Below are 13,772 nucleotides of genomic sequence, written 5' to 3'. Positions count from 1 at the left end.
CCGCCGCCCGACCTCTGTACAGCGCCACTTCGCAGCGACCGCACACGAGTTGGGAGCACACGTTGGCACGCCGTAACCGCACGCGACGCCTCATCGGGGCCGTCGGCGTCACCGCACTCGCCACCGGGGCCGCCCTGGTCACCGTCCCGCAGCCGACGGCCGCGGCAGCCGCCGCCGTCACCGTCCGGCCCGACCCCTCCTACCAGCAGCAGAAGTTCCAGGGCTGGGGGACCAGCCTCGTCTGGTTCGCCAACGCCACGGGCGGCTACCCCGAGGAGATACGCCAGAAGCTGGCGAGCCTCCTCTTCGACGACGACGGCCTCGCCCTGAACATCGCCCGCTACAACATCGGAGGCGGCAACGCCCCGGACGTCAAGGACTACCTGCGCGCCGGGGGAGCGGTCGAGGGCTGGTGGAAGGCCCCCGAGGGCACCACCCGCGAGGACACCGACTGGTGGGACGCCGACGACCCGGCGCACTGGAAGCCCGGCGCCGACACCGCCCAGCGCTGGTGGGTCGACCGGATCAAGAACGACATCGACCACTGGGAGACCTTCAGCAACTCCCCGCCCTGGTTCATGACCAAGAGCGGCTACGTCTCCGGTGGCTTCAACGCCGCGGACGACCAGCTCAGGACCGAATCGGTCGACGACTTCGCCGCCTACCTCGCGGGCGCCACCGAGCGCCTGGAGAAGGCGCACGGCATCAAGGTCGACACCCTCGACCCGTTCAACGAGCCGAACACGACCTACTGGAGCACCCGCCTCGGCCCCGACGGACAGCCGGTGGGCGGCCGCCAGGAGGGGGCCCACATCGGCCCCGAGCTCCAGCAGAAGGTCATCCGTTCCCTCGCGCCCGCGCTGAAGGAGTCCGGCACGGACGCGAAGATCTCCGCGATGGACGAGACCAACCCCGGCGTCTTCGCCCAGAACTGGAACACCTACCCCGACCAGGTCCGCTCCCTGGTCGCCCGGATGAACGTGCACACCTACGGCACCGGCGGCCGGACGACCGTACGCGACCTGGCGAAGGCGGCGGACAAACCGCTGTGGATGAGCGAGGTCGAAGGCGACTGGGGCGACGGCCAGGACTTCGACGACATGTCACCCGGCCTCGGCCTCGCCCAGCACATGGTCGACGACCTGCGCGAACTGGAGCCCCGCGGCTGGATCTTCTGGCAGCCCGTGGAGGACTACGACAACATGAAGCCCGGCGGGGAGTCCGTGAAGGGCGGCAACTGGGGCAGCATCCAACTGCCGTTCAGCTGCACCGCCAAGGACACGCTCGCGACCTGCCCCATCCGTACGAACACGAAGTTCGACACGGCCCGCAACTTCACGCACTACATCAAGCCCGGCGACCGTCTCATCAAGGTCGACGACACCTCCAGCGCCGCCGCCGTCGCCAAGAACGGCAGGGGGGCCACCGTCGTCCACGTCAACCGCACCACCGCGGACCGCGCGGTCACCGTCGACCTGTCCAAGTTCGGCCGGGTCAGCCGCGGTGCCACGGTCACCCCGGTGGTGACCAGCGCCGGGGGCAAGCTCGAACGGCACGAGGCGGTCGAGGTCACCGACCGGAAGGCCACCTTCACCGTGCCCGCGGAGTCGGTGACCTCCTTTGTCATCGACGGCGTGTCCGGCGTCGCCAAGGACGCGGCCCTGCCGCAGCAGGGCCACAGCTACCAGCTGACCGGTGTGCAGAGCGGCAAGGACCTCACCACCGCCGCCGACGGCACCGGCCTCGTCATCGAGGCCGCGAAGGAGGGCGACACCGCGCAGCGCTGGCAGCTGCGCCCGACCGGCGGCGACACCGGCAGCAGGCAGCGTCACGTCGTCACCTCCCAGGCGGACGGCAAGCGCCTGGCCGTCCGGGACGGCGCCCCCGTGCTGGAGCCCGACCGGGGCCAGGCGCGGACATCCGCCCAGTGGCTGATGTCGACGACCGGCGACGGGACATGGACCCTCCTCAACGCCGCCACCGGACGCCTCCTCGAAGTCGGCGGGCAGGCCACGCACGACGGAGCCGCCGTGACGACCTGGACACCGAACTCCGGTGCCAACCAGCGCTGGCAGGTCGTCGACACCACGCGCTGAGCAGTGCGCCCCACGGACCCGGCCGGGAGCGGCGACATCCGCCCCGGCCGGGTCCCGGCATGTGCCGTCGACGTGACAGGCGGCCCGCGCGCGTCGGCGAGAATCATGTGCATGGCAGCGCTGAACGAGATCCTCCCCGTGGAAGCCGTCCTCCTCGACGCCCCGGCGGCCGACTGGCGCGAAGCCGTCCGGCGTGCCGGTGACCTCATGGTCGCGACCGGAGCCGCCACGGACACGTACACGGCCGAGATGATCGAGAACGTCGAGCGGAACGGGCCGTACATCGTCGTCGCCCCCGGCCTCGCCTTCGCCCACGCCCGGCCCTCACCCGCGGTGCTCGGCACCGGCATGTCCTGGGTGCGGCTCGCCGAGCCCGTGGAGTTCGGGCACGAGAGCAACGACCCCGTCGAACTGGTCGTCGGCCTCGCCGCCGAGGACGCCTCCGAACACACCTTGGCGATGGGCGCGCTCGCCCGGCTGCTCGCGGACCCCGGCACCGCGCGCGCCCTGCGCGAGGCCCCCACGCCGCAGGCCGTGCACGCCCTTCTGGCGAGCGGAGAGCCGGCCGCGGCGCGCGGCGGCGGAGAGCCGCACAAGATCCTGACCGTGTGCGGCAACGGCGTCGGCACGAGTCTGTTCCTCAAACAGGCCCTCGAAGGCGTCCTGGACCGCTGGGGGTGGAGCGCGTACGTCACCGTCGAGGCGACGGACACCATCTCGGCCAAGGGCAAGGCGAACGAGGCCGTCGCCATCCTCACCTCGCGGGAGATCGCCAGGACGCTCGGCGATGTCGGCATCCCGGTGAAGGTCGTCGAGGACTTCACCAGCCCGGCCGAGGCCGACCGCGTCCTTCGCGACACCTATGACGTCTGACGACCCGGGCAAGGAGTACCCACCATGGACTGGCTCGTGTCGATCGCCGAGTTCCTCGTCGACGAAATCCTCAGCCAACCCGCGTACCTCATCGGCCTCATCACCGCCGCCGGACTGACCGCGCTGAAGAAGTCCGCCGGGCAGATCGTCGGCGGCGCCATCAAGGCGACGCTCGGCTTCCTGCTGATCGGGGCGGGCGCCACCCTCGTCGTCGGCGCCCTGGCCCCGCTCGGCGAGATGATCCAGGGCGCCACCGGAGCGCACGGCGTGATCCCCACCAACGAGGCGATCGTCGGCATCGCCCAGGAGAAGTACGGCGCCCGCGTCGCCTGGCTCATGATCCTCGGCTTCGCGGTCAGCCTGCTCCTCGCCCGCTTCACACCTCTGCGCTACGTTTTCCTGACCGGCCACCACATGCTGTTCATGGCCACCCTGTTGACCATGGTGCTCGCCGGCTCGGGGCAGGCGTCGTGGGTCGTGGTCGTCGTGGGCGGCGTACTGCTCGGCATCCTCCTGGTGGCGCTGCCGGCCTTCGCACACCCCTGGACGAAACGCGTCACCGGCAACGACAGCGTGGCGATCGGCCACTTCGGGACGGCCGGATACATCGCGGCCGGGGCGACGGGTCGGCTGGTGGGGCGCCGCAGCCGCTCCACCGAGGAGATGAACCTCCCCGAAGGGCTGCGGTTCCTGCGCGACTCGATGGTGGCGACCGCCTTGTCCATGGTGCTGATCCACCTCGTCATATCGCTCGTCTTCCTCGGCAAGGTGGGCAAGGAGGACGCGTTCAAGGCGTTCGGCGAGAACGGCGCGGCGGGCGCGAGCGGCGTCGGCGACTACGTCATGCAGTCCGTGATGCAGGGCCTTCAGTTCGGCATCGCCGTCGCCGTGATCCTCTTCGGCGTCCGCACCATCCTCGGCGAACTCGTGCCCGCCTTCCAGGGCATCGCGCGCAAGCTGGTGCCGGGTGCGGTGCCCTCGCTCGACGCGCCGATCGTCTTCCCCTACGCCCAGAACGCCGTCCTCGTCGGCTTCATCTCCAGTTTCATCGGCGGCCTCGTCAGCCTCGGCCTGCTCGCCTGGGTCTTCCACCCCGCGTTCGGGCTCGCCCTCGTCCTGCCGGGCCTCGTCCCGCACTTCTTCACCGGCGGCGCGGCCGGCGTCTACGGCAACGCGACCGGCGGCCGCCGGGGCGCGGCCCTCGGCGCCTTCGTCAACGGCGTCCTCATCACCTTGCTGCCCGCGCTGCTCCTGAAGGTCCTGGGCGCCTTCGGCGAGGAGAACACCACGTTCGGCGACGCCGACTTCGGCTGGGTCGGCACGCTCATCGGGTACGCGGCCAAGGCGGGCGGGGCCGGTGGCGTCGTCCTGACGCTGCTGGTCGGCGTCGCCGTCCTGCTCGGGGCGGTCGTCGTCCAGAAGCGGGTCGTGGAGACGGGCTGGGACCCGGGCGCCCACCGTGACGCCCTGCTCCCGCCCGGCCGGACCCCGGCCCCGGCCGCGGCGGGCGGGGACACGGCAGGCACTCCGGTGACGTACGGCAAGATCGCCCCGCCGCGCGGCGCGCCGAAGCCGCCTCCGCCCCCAGGGCGCTGAAAACCGGTGGGGCTTCGACCGGACGGCTGCCATGCTTCTGATCATGGACAGTGCCGGACACGATCTGCGCGCGCGGTACGCCGCGTATCGATGGACCCCCGCGACGAGTGGCGCGTCGGGCGCCGAGGTGCACCGCCTCACCGACATGGGCGATGCCGGGCCCGATCTGTACGTCAAGGTCGCCGCCGCCACGTACGGCCTGTCGGGCGAGGCCGACCGCCTCGCCTGGCTCGCCGGGCGGGGCATCCCGGTGCCCCGCATCGTCGAGCGGGGCACCGACGGGGACGTGGCGTGGCTGGTGACGGAGGCGGTGCCGGGCAGGCCGGCCGCCCAGCGGCTGCCCGAGGACAGGCGTCCCGCCGTGGCCGAGGCGCTCGCGGACATCACTGCCGCCCTGCATGAACTGCCCCTCGCCGACTGCCCGTTCGACCGCAGCCTCGCGGTCACGGAGGCGCAGGCCGTCCGCAACATCCACGAAGGCCTCGTCGCACTTGAGGATCTCGACGAGGAGCGCGCGGGCTGGTCGGGCGAGCGCCTCCTGGAGGCCCTGCACCGTACCCGCCCCGCCTCGGAGGACCTGGTGGTCACCCACGGCGACCTCACCCCGGAGAACGTGCTGATCGACCCGGAGACCTGCCGCGTCACCGGACTCATCGACGTGGTCCGCCTCGGCCGCGCGGACCGGCACGCCGATCTCGCCATCACCCTGCGGGAGTTGACGAGCGAGGACGACCCGTGGTTCGGCCCGGCGTGCGCGGAGCGCTTCGTGGCGCGGTACCTCCAGAGGGTCGCGGGGAAGGTCACCGTCGACGAGGACCGACTGGCGTTCTACCGGCTCCTCGACGAATTCTTCTGACGGCCACTCAGCAGTGCCGGTACACGTACCCCGCCTCGCCCTCGGGCCGCACGTCACGGTCGCGCAAGGTCACCGACAGTTCCTTGCCCCAGGAGCGGCAGGCGGCGGTGAAGTCCTCCGTCTCGTACTCGATGTCGAAGACCCTCCCTTCGTACGCCTCTTCGAAGGCCCGGCACTCCCGGTAGCGGGCGCACTCCTCGGTCACGGCGAAGTCGAAGCCGATGGTGCGGCGGCGGTCCAGCAGGTCGGTGGTGTTCTTCTGGGCGATGGCCAGGCCCTCTTCGTGGGACCGGCGGGCCAGGAGGCGGGCGAAGGACGCCGCGTCGTCGGCGGTGAGCAGGCCGTCGGAGCGTTCGTAGGAGTCGAGGTTGTCCGGCTCCACCGCGTCGAAGCCGTCCCGCGCGCAGCCCTCGATCCACTCGCCGACGACTTCGGCGAGCGCGGAACGCTTGGCCTTGGTGGAGATGTCCAGCAGGGGCTCCTGCCAGTCCTCGTCGACGACCGTCCGCCCGTCCTCGCCGCGCAGCAGCAGCTCGGGGTGCTCGCGTTGCCACCAGCGCGCGGCCTCCTTGCCGGGCTGGGCCTGGAAGGCGTTGACGTAGCAGATGTTGTAGCGGCCGGGGGCGGGGTCGGCGGTGCGGTCACGGGCGACGGCCCGTACCTTCGCGGGCGGCCGGTAGGGGCCGCCCAGCTGGTAGTCGAAGGCCGCGTCGGCGGGTGGTCGGCGGACGCCGTCGGCGGAACCGGAGGGGCGGCCCGCGGACGTGCCGGACCCGTCGCGGCCCGTGGCGTCGGACGAGCAGGCGGCGAGCGGGCCGAGGACGGCGAGGAGCAGGACGCCGCCGACGCCCGCTCGTAGGGTCCGCCCGAAGCGGTTCTTGCTGGTGGGCCACTTGATTCCGGTCACCGGACCAGGATCGCAGCCGCTCACCGCCGGCCCGCGCGCGGGGCGCCTGGTATGGGCGGGTTCGCCGGGCTCGGCGGTGTGGCCGCCCGGCGTTCCCGTCACCGTCAGGGCAGGTTGAGGACCTCGGCCGCCCGCGCGGCCATGCCGGCCTCCCCGGCGGCGTTCGGGTGCACGGGCACGAAGTTCGTGCCGAACAGCACTGGCTCGATCCACCGCTCGCCCGCCGGGCGGCAGGCGTCGTGGGCGTCGGAGGCGGCGGCCATGTCGACGAACGTGGTGCCGGTCTCGGACGCGGCGCGCTGCGCGGCTCCGTTCAAGTGGGCCTGGAGATCGCGGAGGTAGGGGACATCGCCTTCCGCGACGGGCATCTTGGCGAAGCAGCCGGGGACGGCCTTCGCCGGGGTGATCCACGGATAGCCGAGGATCGCGACCTCTGCCTTAGGCGATCTGGCCTTGATCTGGTTGAGGGAGGCCTTGATCGCCGGGTAGGTCTTGGACTCGATCTGGTCCTTGAAGGTGTTGCCGTACGTGTCCTTGCAGGGGGAGCCCTTGCCGCCGGAGAGAACGCCCGAGGTGCCGCAGGCGAGGATCGCGTTGATGAACGTGTTGTTGTCGTTGCCGCCGATGGTGAGCGTGACCAGTTCCGTGTCGCTCTTCAGCGCGTCGAACTGCGGGGCGACGCCCGGGTACTGTGCCGTGGTGAAGTCCTTGGTCTGGGCTCCGCCGCAGGTCACGTCCGTCAGCTTGGCGCCGAGCGAGGCGGCGAGGAGGCGCGGGTAGTTCTTCGAGGTGCGGGCGCACAGAAGCGGCGCGCCCGGGTCGAGGGGCAGTACGCCCGACCCGGCGCTGTAGCTGTCGCCGAGCGCGACGTAGCGCAGAGGCTCCGAGGCGTCGGCGGCGGCCGGGCCCGCTCCGAGGCCGAGCGTGGCGATTCCGGTGACGGCGGCGAGAGCCGCGACGGTCCGATGCTGTGCGGGCATCCGCATGGACGTACTCCTCCGGGCGGGTGGGGGGTGGGGCCCCAGGGTTCGGGCAACGTAATGCACGACTTCCACGGCAACTACGTGTAGGGATGCGTGTCCTGGGGCGGCTTTTTGGCATCCGCGTGACAAGGGGGCTGGCAGACTGCCTGGCCATGAGCAGATGTGAAACGGCTGTGGGCGGCAGCGGCAGCGGCAGCGGCAGCGGCAGTGGAGTCGGCGTCGGCGTGACGTTCGGACTGCTGGCCGCGTGGGCGCTGCACGATGCGGAGGAAGTGGCCTTGGTGCCGGGCTGGACCCATGCCCGGGTGCCCGAACTGCGAGAACGGTTCCCGCGCGTACCGGAGCGCATATGGCGGCAGTTGGAGTCCGTCGACCGGCGTGAGTTCACGGCCGCGGTCGCCGGGATGGGCGTCGTGGTGGCCGCGGCCGCCGCCGACGGGCACCGCACCGGCGGACGCTCCGCCTTCTACCAGGCCGCTCTCAACGGCTTCGGGCTGCACGGCCTGGTGCACCTGGCGCAGGCCGCCGCCGTTCGCTCGTACACGCCGGGATCCGCCACCTCGCCGTTGGTGGTGATCCCCTTCACCCTCTGGGCCCGTGGCCGACTGCGGGACGCGGGCGTCCTGCGTCCCGCACGCCCCCGTGACGCCGTGCGAGGCCTCGCGCTCGCCGCGGCGGCCACGGCCGGGACCCACATGCTGGCGCGACGGCTCGTGCGCAAGGGGCGGACGGAGTCCGCGAATCCGGGCCCGCGTATCGGCGACGCTGCCCGGCCATGAAGACCCGGGCAACCGGCCAGGTATGACCGGACCCTGGCTATGCTGCCCCGCATGGACATAGTGATCCCGCTCTTCGACCGCTTCGAGCCGCTCGACGCGATCGGGCCGTACGAGATCCTCGGATACGTGCCGGACGCCACCGTGCGGTTCGTCGGCGCCGAACCCGGCCTGGTACGGGACGTGTTGGGCTCCCTGCCGGTGCACGTACCGACCGGCTACTCCGAGGTCGAACACTGCGACGTCCTGCTGATCCCGGGCGGGGGCAGCTTCCAGACCATGATCGGCGACCCCGAATTCCTGGACTGGGTGCGCCGGATCCACGCCGGCACCCGCTTCACCACCTCCGTCTGCACCGGCTCCCTGGTGCTCGGCGCGGCCGGCCTCCTGGACGGACTGACCGCCACCACCCATTGGGACGCGGCCGCCGACCTGGAGGCGTACGGCGCCGTCTACACCCCCGAGCGGGTGGTCCGCCACGACCGGGTGATCACCTCGGCCGGAGTCTCCTCCGGCATCGACATGGCCATCCGGCTGGTCGCCCTGCTCACCGACGAGGTGACCGCCCAGGCCATCCAGCTCTACACCGAGTACGACCCGCAACCTCCCTTCGACACCGGCTCGGTGGCCAAGGCCCCGGCCGAGGTGCTGGAACGGGCCCGCGCCCTGGGTTAGCCAGGGCTTTGGGTCGGCTGAAAACCGCGGCCACACGGGGGCAACGAATGCTCCGCATCCACTTCACCGATGCCGACCTGAACCGGACACGTGTCGCGGCCGCCCCCGACCCTCTCTGGGAGACCTGCACGGGCCTGCACGGTTTCCAGTCCGCCAAGGGCGTTGGGACTACGCGGACTGGTACCGCACCTCCCGGACCCGACTGCACGTCACCGGGTTCAACCGCACCCTGCGTACCCTCTTGCTGCCACTGGTCCCGCGCGCCACGTACTTCCCCGGGTGCAAGTCCTGCACGACTACTACGACACCGTCATCGCCCCGTACGGCGACCGCATCCTGACATCACGGGCGCCCGCTGGGGCCTCGCCGACGCCGAGGCCGTCCTCGAACTCCGAGCCGTCCACGCCAACGGCGACCTCGACTCCTACCTCGCCTACCACCACACCCGCGAACACCAGCGCACCTACCCCGACCAGCACGACTACCAACTCGGGGCTTGATCAACGACCTTCCCCGAAGAGATCCGCACCCGCTGTGGTTCGCCCCCGGGCGGCTCCGCGAGGAGGGCGAGACGCCCGACTGCCGTTTCTCGCTCGCCAACGAGCGAACCTTCCTCGCCCGGCTGCGCACCGCGCTCGCCCTGCTCGTCGCGGGGGTGCTCTGCGCGCTGCGCGCGGTCAACCACTGGGTGCGCTGCGAGCGGGCCATGCGGGGCGCGACGATGACCTGCCCGCGTCCCGCTTCCCGGCTCTGCTCGCGGTGCTGGTGGCGGTGGTCGCGCTCGCCATGGTGGTGATCGTGGTGTTCGGGTGGGAGGGGTGAGCGGGGCACAGGCCGTGCCGCGGGACCCGGGGCTCCAGCCCGAGCGGACCCGCCTCGCGTGGCGGCGTACGACGCTCGCGTGCACGGTGGCCACGGCGCTCGGGGTGCGGGTGGTGCTGCACGACGGCGCGTCGGCGGCGGACGCCGTCACGTGTGCGCTCTGCCTGCTGCTGTGACCGGACTTCCTGGCCGTCGCGCACCGCAGGATGACGGCACTCAGCACGGCCCGCCCCCGCCCGCTCGGACCGCGCGCAGCCGTGGCCGCGGCCCTCGGCGCCACGTTCCGCGCGGTGTGCGCCCATGGGGATGCTCTTCACATGAGGCGGCGACAGACGACGAGAGGCCGGGCCCGCGAAGGGCCCGGCCTCTCGGACGGTGAACCGGCGCCTACCAGTAGGTGCGCGTGATCGTGTCAGGCAGGTGTCCCTGCCGCTCCCGCTCCTGGAAGATCACCGAGGCGGCCATCAGGAAAGCGCGCCGGATTCCCGGGTCCGGGTCGGGGTTCTCCACATTCCCGGCGCTTTTGTCGAGAAGCATGGCGCCGAGAGGATGTCCCTGTGCCGTGCACGGGCGGGCGACCGATCCCCCCGGGTCGATCAGCACGTTCCCGGTGACTCCTTCCGCCGTCTCCCAGGCGTAGACGGCGGATCCCGTATCGAGAGAAGCGATTTTCTTGCACGTCAGGGATGCTGTCATCACCGGAACCCTATCCCGTCCGCCGCGGGAGCATGTCCGTCCCAGGTACGGCCCGCGTCCAGGGTCGCCTGGTGTGCCCGGCGGTAGTTCTGGTCCCCGTGCTGCCGCATCCAGTTCGACTCGTACGACTCGTGGGCCAGCAGATCGAAATCGCTGGGGTGCGGATTTCCGTCCTGGAGGCGTTCCCGCGCAGCGAGATGGACTTCGAACTGGAGTGGGCGGACCACGCCTATAACGCGATCCGCGCCGACGCCCAGCTCGACCGGGTGGCACAGTCCGGCCTGCGGAAGGCCGAGCCGGTACAGGTCGGCGAGGGCGTCGCAGCCCTGCTGGCGGAGCATCGTCTCGGCGCGGTAGAGCCGGTAGGCGGGGCGGACGGGCAGGTACTTGTCGATGAAGGCGCCAGCGCCGCCGTTCTCGCCGGTGGCGGCGTCCTTCAGGTCCCCGAGGAACACGAACGGCGACTTGGCGACGTCGACGAAGGCGTCCTTGAAGATGCCGAGCGCCTCGCCGACGTCGTCGACCCGCTCGTTGTCCGGGTCGTCCGGGGACAGACCGCTGGGGTCGGTGAGCGCGCTCGGCACGTTGTCGGCGTAGGCGTACGCGGACACGTACGGCGCCGTCAGGTCCCGGGCGGCCGGGCCGGGCCGGGTGAAGCGCCCTGTGGTGGTGTCGTACTGGCGGGCGTGCAGGTCGAGGTTGCCGGTGGTGGGCTCGTGCCGGGCGCCGGTGTATCCCGGCGTGCTCGCGGGTGCGCCGCCCGTGGCGGTGGCAAGGACGCGGGTGCCGACGGGGTGTGGCCGCGCCCCGCGGAGGCGGTGTTCCTGAACGACGCCCACGCCTTCCTCCTCGGCGAGTGGCGGGCGGGCGCCGCGCGCGGGCACCACCGCTGCGTGGGCATCACCTTGGGGACCGGCGTCGGTTCGGCCTTCGCCGTCGACGGCGACGTACGGCGGACGGGGCCGGGGGTGCCGCCGCGGGGCCGCGTCGACCTCCTCAGGGAAGGCGGCAGACCGCTGGAGGACTGGGTGTCGCGCCGCGCGATCCTGGCGCGCTACGGCGGTGACGAGCCGGACGGATCTCTGGACGTGCGCGAGATCGCGGACCGGGCGCGTGCGGGGGAGCGGCGCGCCCGCCACGTGTTCGACGAGACCTTCACGACCCTCGGCACCGTCCTCGCTCCCTGTCTGCGTGCCTTCGACGCGACGGCCCTCGTCGTCGGCGGCGCCATGGCAGCCTCGTGGGACCTGATCCGCCCGGCCCTGCGCGCAGGTCTCGGGGACACGCCGGTCACGCTGCGCGCCGGGGCGCTCGGCGAGAACGCGACGCTGATCGGGGCGGCGGCGTACGTGACCTGAGACGGTGGGCACGGCGGGCGTGACGACACGGCGGGAGCGGTGGGGCGTTGGACGGAACGGAACAGCACAGGAGGGGCGGCCAGCCCACCCTGCGGGACGTCGCCGAGCGCGCGGGCGTCAGCGCGATGACCGCCTCCCGCGTGCTGCGCGACGATCCGCAGGTGCTGCCCGCCACCCGCGAGCGGGTCCGGGCAGCGGCCGCCGCGCTCGGTTACCGCCCCAACGAGGTGGCCCGCAGCCTCCGGCTCGGCCGCGGCTCGGGCCTGGTCGGACTCGTCGTCACCAACCTCGCCAACCCCTTCTACTCACGCCTTGCCCTCGGCGTCGACTCCGTCGTCGTCAAGGACGGGCTGAAGACGGTCATCGGCAACACCGGGCAGGACCCGCACGCCGAACGGGAGCTGGTGGCCGACCTCGTGGCCCGCCGCGTCGACGGCATCATCGCCGTGCCTGCGGGCGCCGATCAGCGTCACCTCGCCGCGGCGGTGGCCGAGGGGGTGCCGGTGGTCCTCGCAAGCCGCCCGCCGGAGGGCTTCGCCGCCGACTGCGTCCTGGTCGACGACTTCGGCGGCGCCCATGACGCCACGGCCCGCCTCGTGTGACGCGGGCACCGCCGCATCGGCTTCCTCGGCTCCCCGCCCGCCGTGCACACCGGCACCGAACGGCTGCGCGGTTACGCGGCCGCCCTGTCCGCGGCGGGCCTCGCCGTCGACGACCGCCTCGTGCGCCAGGGCCAGACGGAACCGCAGGAGGCGACGCGCGCGGCCGCCGACCTGCTCGCGCTGCGCGAGCCGCCGACCGCGCTGTTCTGCTCCAACAACCGCAACACGATAGGGGCGTTCCGCGCGATCCGCGCCCTGCGGTCCTCCGGTGGCCCCGACGTCGCCCTCGCGGGCTTCGACGACTTCGAACTGGCCGACGCGCTGGGGCTGCCCCTCACGCTCGTCGCCTACGACAGCGACGAACTGGGCCGCGCGGCAGCCCGGCTCCTCGCCACCCGCCTGAACGCCGGCGGGCCCGGCACGGCCACGAGGGGGCGTCCTGTGCCGCCGCCTCGGCAGGTCGTGGTGCCGACGAGCCTGGTGGAGTACGAGGGAGGCAGGTAGTCCGCGGAACGCTCGGCGCGGGGCGGAACCGCCCGTGGGCCCCGTACGTTGAGCGGGGCGGGTCGCGCCGTGCGTGGCCGTCGGGCAGATGACCGTCGGGTACGGACGAGGGGACGGAGGCACGCGTGTCGCAGCAGAGCCGTTCCGCGCGTCTGGCCGCCGCCGCGCTCTCCCTCGTCGTCACCGTCCTCGCCGTCTTCGCACCGTCCGCCGCCGAACCGCTCACCCACCACACGGTGGTGGCGCACGCGGGCAAGCAGGCCGGGCCCGACGACGTCCCCGCGCTGCGCGTCGTAGCGCACCGCCTCGACACCCACCTCCCGGGGCCGCATCCGGTCGGCCCCGCACGCACCCCCGACCCGGCGCCGCACCGCGCCACGGGCGGCCCGGCGTCGCACCCGGCCGCCGCGCGAGTGCGAGCGCACGAGGCGGCCGACACCGCCGCCCCGCGCGCCCCGCCCCACCGATGAGTACGCAGACAGCCCCCGACGCCTGACCCGGCCCGCGCCACGCCGCCCGGTCACGCGTCCTTCCGTCCTGCCTTCATCGTGGAGAACCCATGTCCCGTGCGCCTGAGTCCAGCGCGCCTGAACCCCGCGAGCCCAAGCCGGGTGCGTCCGCACCGGGCGAGCCCGCGTCCACTTCGGGCGAGCCCGTGTCCGCTCGGCCCCGCCCCGGCACGCGTGAATCCGCTTCGCCCCACGCCGGCACGTCCGCGTCCGCTCGGCCTGAACCCGGTACGTCCGCGTCTGCTCGTCCTCTCCGTGGTACGTCTGCGTCCGCGCGGCCCGATGCTGGCGCGTCTGCGTCTGCTCGGCCTGACCCTGGTGCGTCTGCTCGGCCCAGCCCCGGTACGTCTACGCCCGTTCGGCCCGACCCCGGTACGCCCGCGTCCGCTCCGCCCCACCCCCGTACGCGCCAATCCGCTCGACCCCACCCCCATACGCGCAAACCCGCCAGGCCCCGCCCCAGCGGCGGCCCCCGCGCGGCCACCGCGGTCAAGTCGACTGGTCCGCGCACGCCCGGTA

The 13,772-nt window shown here is 72.6% G+C and carries 12 protein-coding genes and 4 pseudogenes; 12 read left to right on the top strand and 4 right to left on the bottom strand.

Annotation, left to right across the window (positions count from 1 at the left end; all coding sequences use genetic code 11):
* Positions 1-62: 62 nt before the first annotated feature.
* The 4 genes from KKZ08_RS02005 (at position 63) to KKZ08_RS01990 (ending at position 5,421) form a co-directional block, all read left to right on the top strand.
* The gene (locus tag KKZ08_RS02005) at positions 63-2,096 is read left to right on the top strand and encodes a glycoside hydrolase (RefSeq protein ID WP_223772759.1); all 2,034 of its coding nucleotides are present in this window, start codon (positions 63-65) and stop codon (positions 2,094-2,096) included.
* A gap of 111 nt (positions 2,097-2,207) precedes the next feature.
* Entirely contained in the window at positions 2,208-2,969 is a 762-nt protein-coding gene (locus tag KKZ08_RS02000) for a PTS sugar transporter subunit IIA (protein ID WP_223772758.1), read from the top strand.
* Between the two features lie 24 nt (positions 2,970-2,993).
* A complete protein-coding gene (locus tag KKZ08_RS01995; protein WP_223772757.1) occupies positions 2,994-4,565 on the top strand; it encodes a PTS ascorbate transporter subunit IIC in 1,572 nt (523 codons plus the stop codon).
* Positions 4,566-4,608: 43 nt separating this feature from the next.
* Positions 4,609-5,421, top strand: a complete 813-nt coding sequence (locus tag KKZ08_RS01990) for an APH(3') family aminoglycoside O-phosphotransferase (RefSeq protein WP_223772756.1) — start codon at positions 4,609-4,611, stop codon at positions 5,419-5,421.
* Between the two features lie 7 nt (positions 5,422-5,428).
* Here KKZ08_RS01990 and KKZ08_RS01985 read toward each other — a convergent pair whose 3' ends face one another.
* Both KKZ08_RS01985 and KKZ08_RS01980 read right to left on the bottom strand, forming a co-directional pair.
* The gene (locus KKZ08_RS01985; protein ID WP_223778877.1) at positions 5,429-6,319 is read right to left on the bottom strand and encodes an endo alpha-1,4 polygalactosaminidase; all 891 of its coding nucleotides are present in this window, start codon (positions 6,317-6,319) and stop codon (positions 5,429-5,431) included.
* Between the two features lie 113 nt (positions 6,320-6,432).
* Positions 6,433-7,308, bottom strand: a complete 876-nt coding sequence (locus KKZ08_RS01980; protein ID WP_223778876.1) for an SGNH/GDSL hydrolase family protein — start codon at positions 7,306-7,308, stop codon at positions 6,433-6,435.
* A gap of 155 nt (positions 7,309-7,463) precedes the next feature.
* On the opposite strand from KKZ08_RS01980, the gene KKZ08_RS01975 reads away from it, so the two are divergent.
* The 5 genes and pseudogenes from KKZ08_RS01975 to KKZ08_RS01955 all read left to right on the top strand — a co-directional run.
* On the top strand, positions 7,464-8,090 hold the full coding sequence (locus KKZ08_RS01975; RefSeq protein ID WP_223772755.1) for an HXXEE domain-containing protein: 627 nt from the start codon (positions 7,464-7,466) through the stop codon (positions 8,088-8,090).
* 51 nt (positions 8,091-8,141) lie between these two features.
* Entirely contained in the window at positions 8,142-8,762 is a 621-nt protein-coding gene (locus tag KKZ08_RS01970; RefSeq protein ID WP_223772754.1) for a DJ-1/PfpI family protein, read from the top strand.
* A 338-nt stretch (positions 8,763-9,100) separates the two neighbouring features.
* Positions 9,101-9,262: pseudogene (locus KKZ08_RS01965) on the top strand (ISKra4 family transposase); the annotation flags it as partial.
* Positions 9,263-9,294: 32 nt separating this feature from the next.
* Positions 9,295-9,584: pseudogene (locus tag KKZ08_RS01960) on the top strand (DUF202 domain-containing protein).
* Positions 9,572-9,856 (top strand): annotated as a pseudogene (locus KKZ08_RS01955) (DUF202 domain-containing protein); the annotation flags it as partial. The pseudogenes KKZ08_RS01960 and KKZ08_RS01955, both read left to right, overlap by 13 nt.
* 115 nt (positions 9,857-9,971) lie before the next feature.
* On the opposite strand, the gene KKZ08_RS01950 reads toward KKZ08_RS01955, so the two are convergent.
* Together KKZ08_RS01950 and KKZ08_RS01945 are read right to left on the bottom strand one after the other, a co-directional pair.
* Complete coding sequence (locus KKZ08_RS01950) at positions 9,972-10,280, bottom strand: hypothetical protein (protein WP_223772753.1); 309 nt, start codon at positions 10,278-10,280, stop codon at positions 9,972-9,974.
* On the bottom strand, positions 10,280-11,119 hold the full coding sequence (locus tag KKZ08_RS01945; protein ID WP_223772752.1) for an RHS repeat-associated core domain-containing protein: 840 nt from the start codon (positions 11,117-11,119) through the stop codon (positions 10,280-10,282). The genes KKZ08_RS01950 and KKZ08_RS01945 overlap by 1 nt, the downstream gene beginning before the upstream one ends.
* Here KKZ08_RS01945 and KKZ08_RS01940 point away from each other — a divergent pair.
* The 3 genes and pseudogenes from KKZ08_RS01940 (at position 11,099) to KKZ08_RS01930 (ending at position 13,214) form a co-directional block, all read left to right on the top strand.
* The gene (locus KKZ08_RS01940; RefSeq protein WP_346657861.1) at positions 11,099-11,638 is read left to right on the top strand and encodes an ROK family protein; all 540 of its coding nucleotides are present in this window, start codon (positions 11,099-11,101) and stop codon (positions 11,636-11,638) included. The two genes, KKZ08_RS01945 and KKZ08_RS01940, sit on opposite strands and share 21 nt — an antisense overlap.
* Before the next feature lie 89 nt (positions 11,639-11,727).
* Positions 11,728-12,744 (top strand): annotated as a pseudogene (locus tag KKZ08_RS01935) (LacI family DNA-binding transcriptional regulator).
* Between the two features lie 125 nt (positions 12,745-12,869).
* Positions 12,870-13,214: a hypothetical protein gene (locus tag KKZ08_RS01930; protein ID WP_223772751.1), complete on the top strand. Its 345-nt coding sequence runs from the start codon at positions 12,870-12,872 to the stop codon at positions 13,212-13,214.
* Positions 13,215-13,772 lie beyond the last annotated feature (558 nt).

The sequence above is a fragment of the Streptomyces sp. 135 genome, assembly GCF_020026305.1.
Taxonomy (GTDB): Bacteria; Actinomycetota; Actinomycetes; order Streptomycetales; family Streptomycetaceae; genus Streptomyces.
The sequence above is the reverse complement of the archived record's forward strand: the minus strand, read 5'-3'. Positions and strand labels throughout refer to the sequence as shown.

Bases quoted from the DNA above. Each gene is read 5' to 3' on its own strand.
- KKZ08_RS01975 (WP_223772755.1), top strand. From the start codon at position 7,464: ATGAGCAGATGTGAAACGGCTGTGGGCGGCAGCGGCAGCGGCAGCGGC.
- KKZ08_RS01990 (WP_223772756.1), top strand. From the start codon at position 4,609: ATGGACAGTGCCGGACACGATCTGCGCGCGCGGTACGCCGCGTATCGA.
- KKZ08_RS01970 (WP_223772754.1), top strand. From the start codon at position 8,142: ATGGACATAGTGATCCCGCTCTTCGACCGCTTCGAGCCGCTCGACGCG.
- KKZ08_RS01995 (WP_223772757.1), top strand. From the start codon at position 2,994: ATGGACTGGCTCGTGTCGATCGCCGAGTTCCTCGTCGACGAAATCCTC.
- KKZ08_RS02000 (WP_223772758.1), top strand. From the start codon at position 2,208: ATGGCAGCGCTGAACGAGATCCTCCCCGTGGAAGCCGTCCTCCTCGAC.
- KKZ08_RS01950 (WP_223772753.1), bottom strand. From the start codon at position 10,280: ATGACAGCATCCCTGACGTGCAAGAAAATCGCTTCTCTCGATACGGGA.
- KKZ08_RS01980 (WP_223778876.1), bottom strand. From the start codon at position 7,308: ATGCCCGCACAGCATCGGACCGTCGCGGCTCTCGCCGCCGTCACCGGA.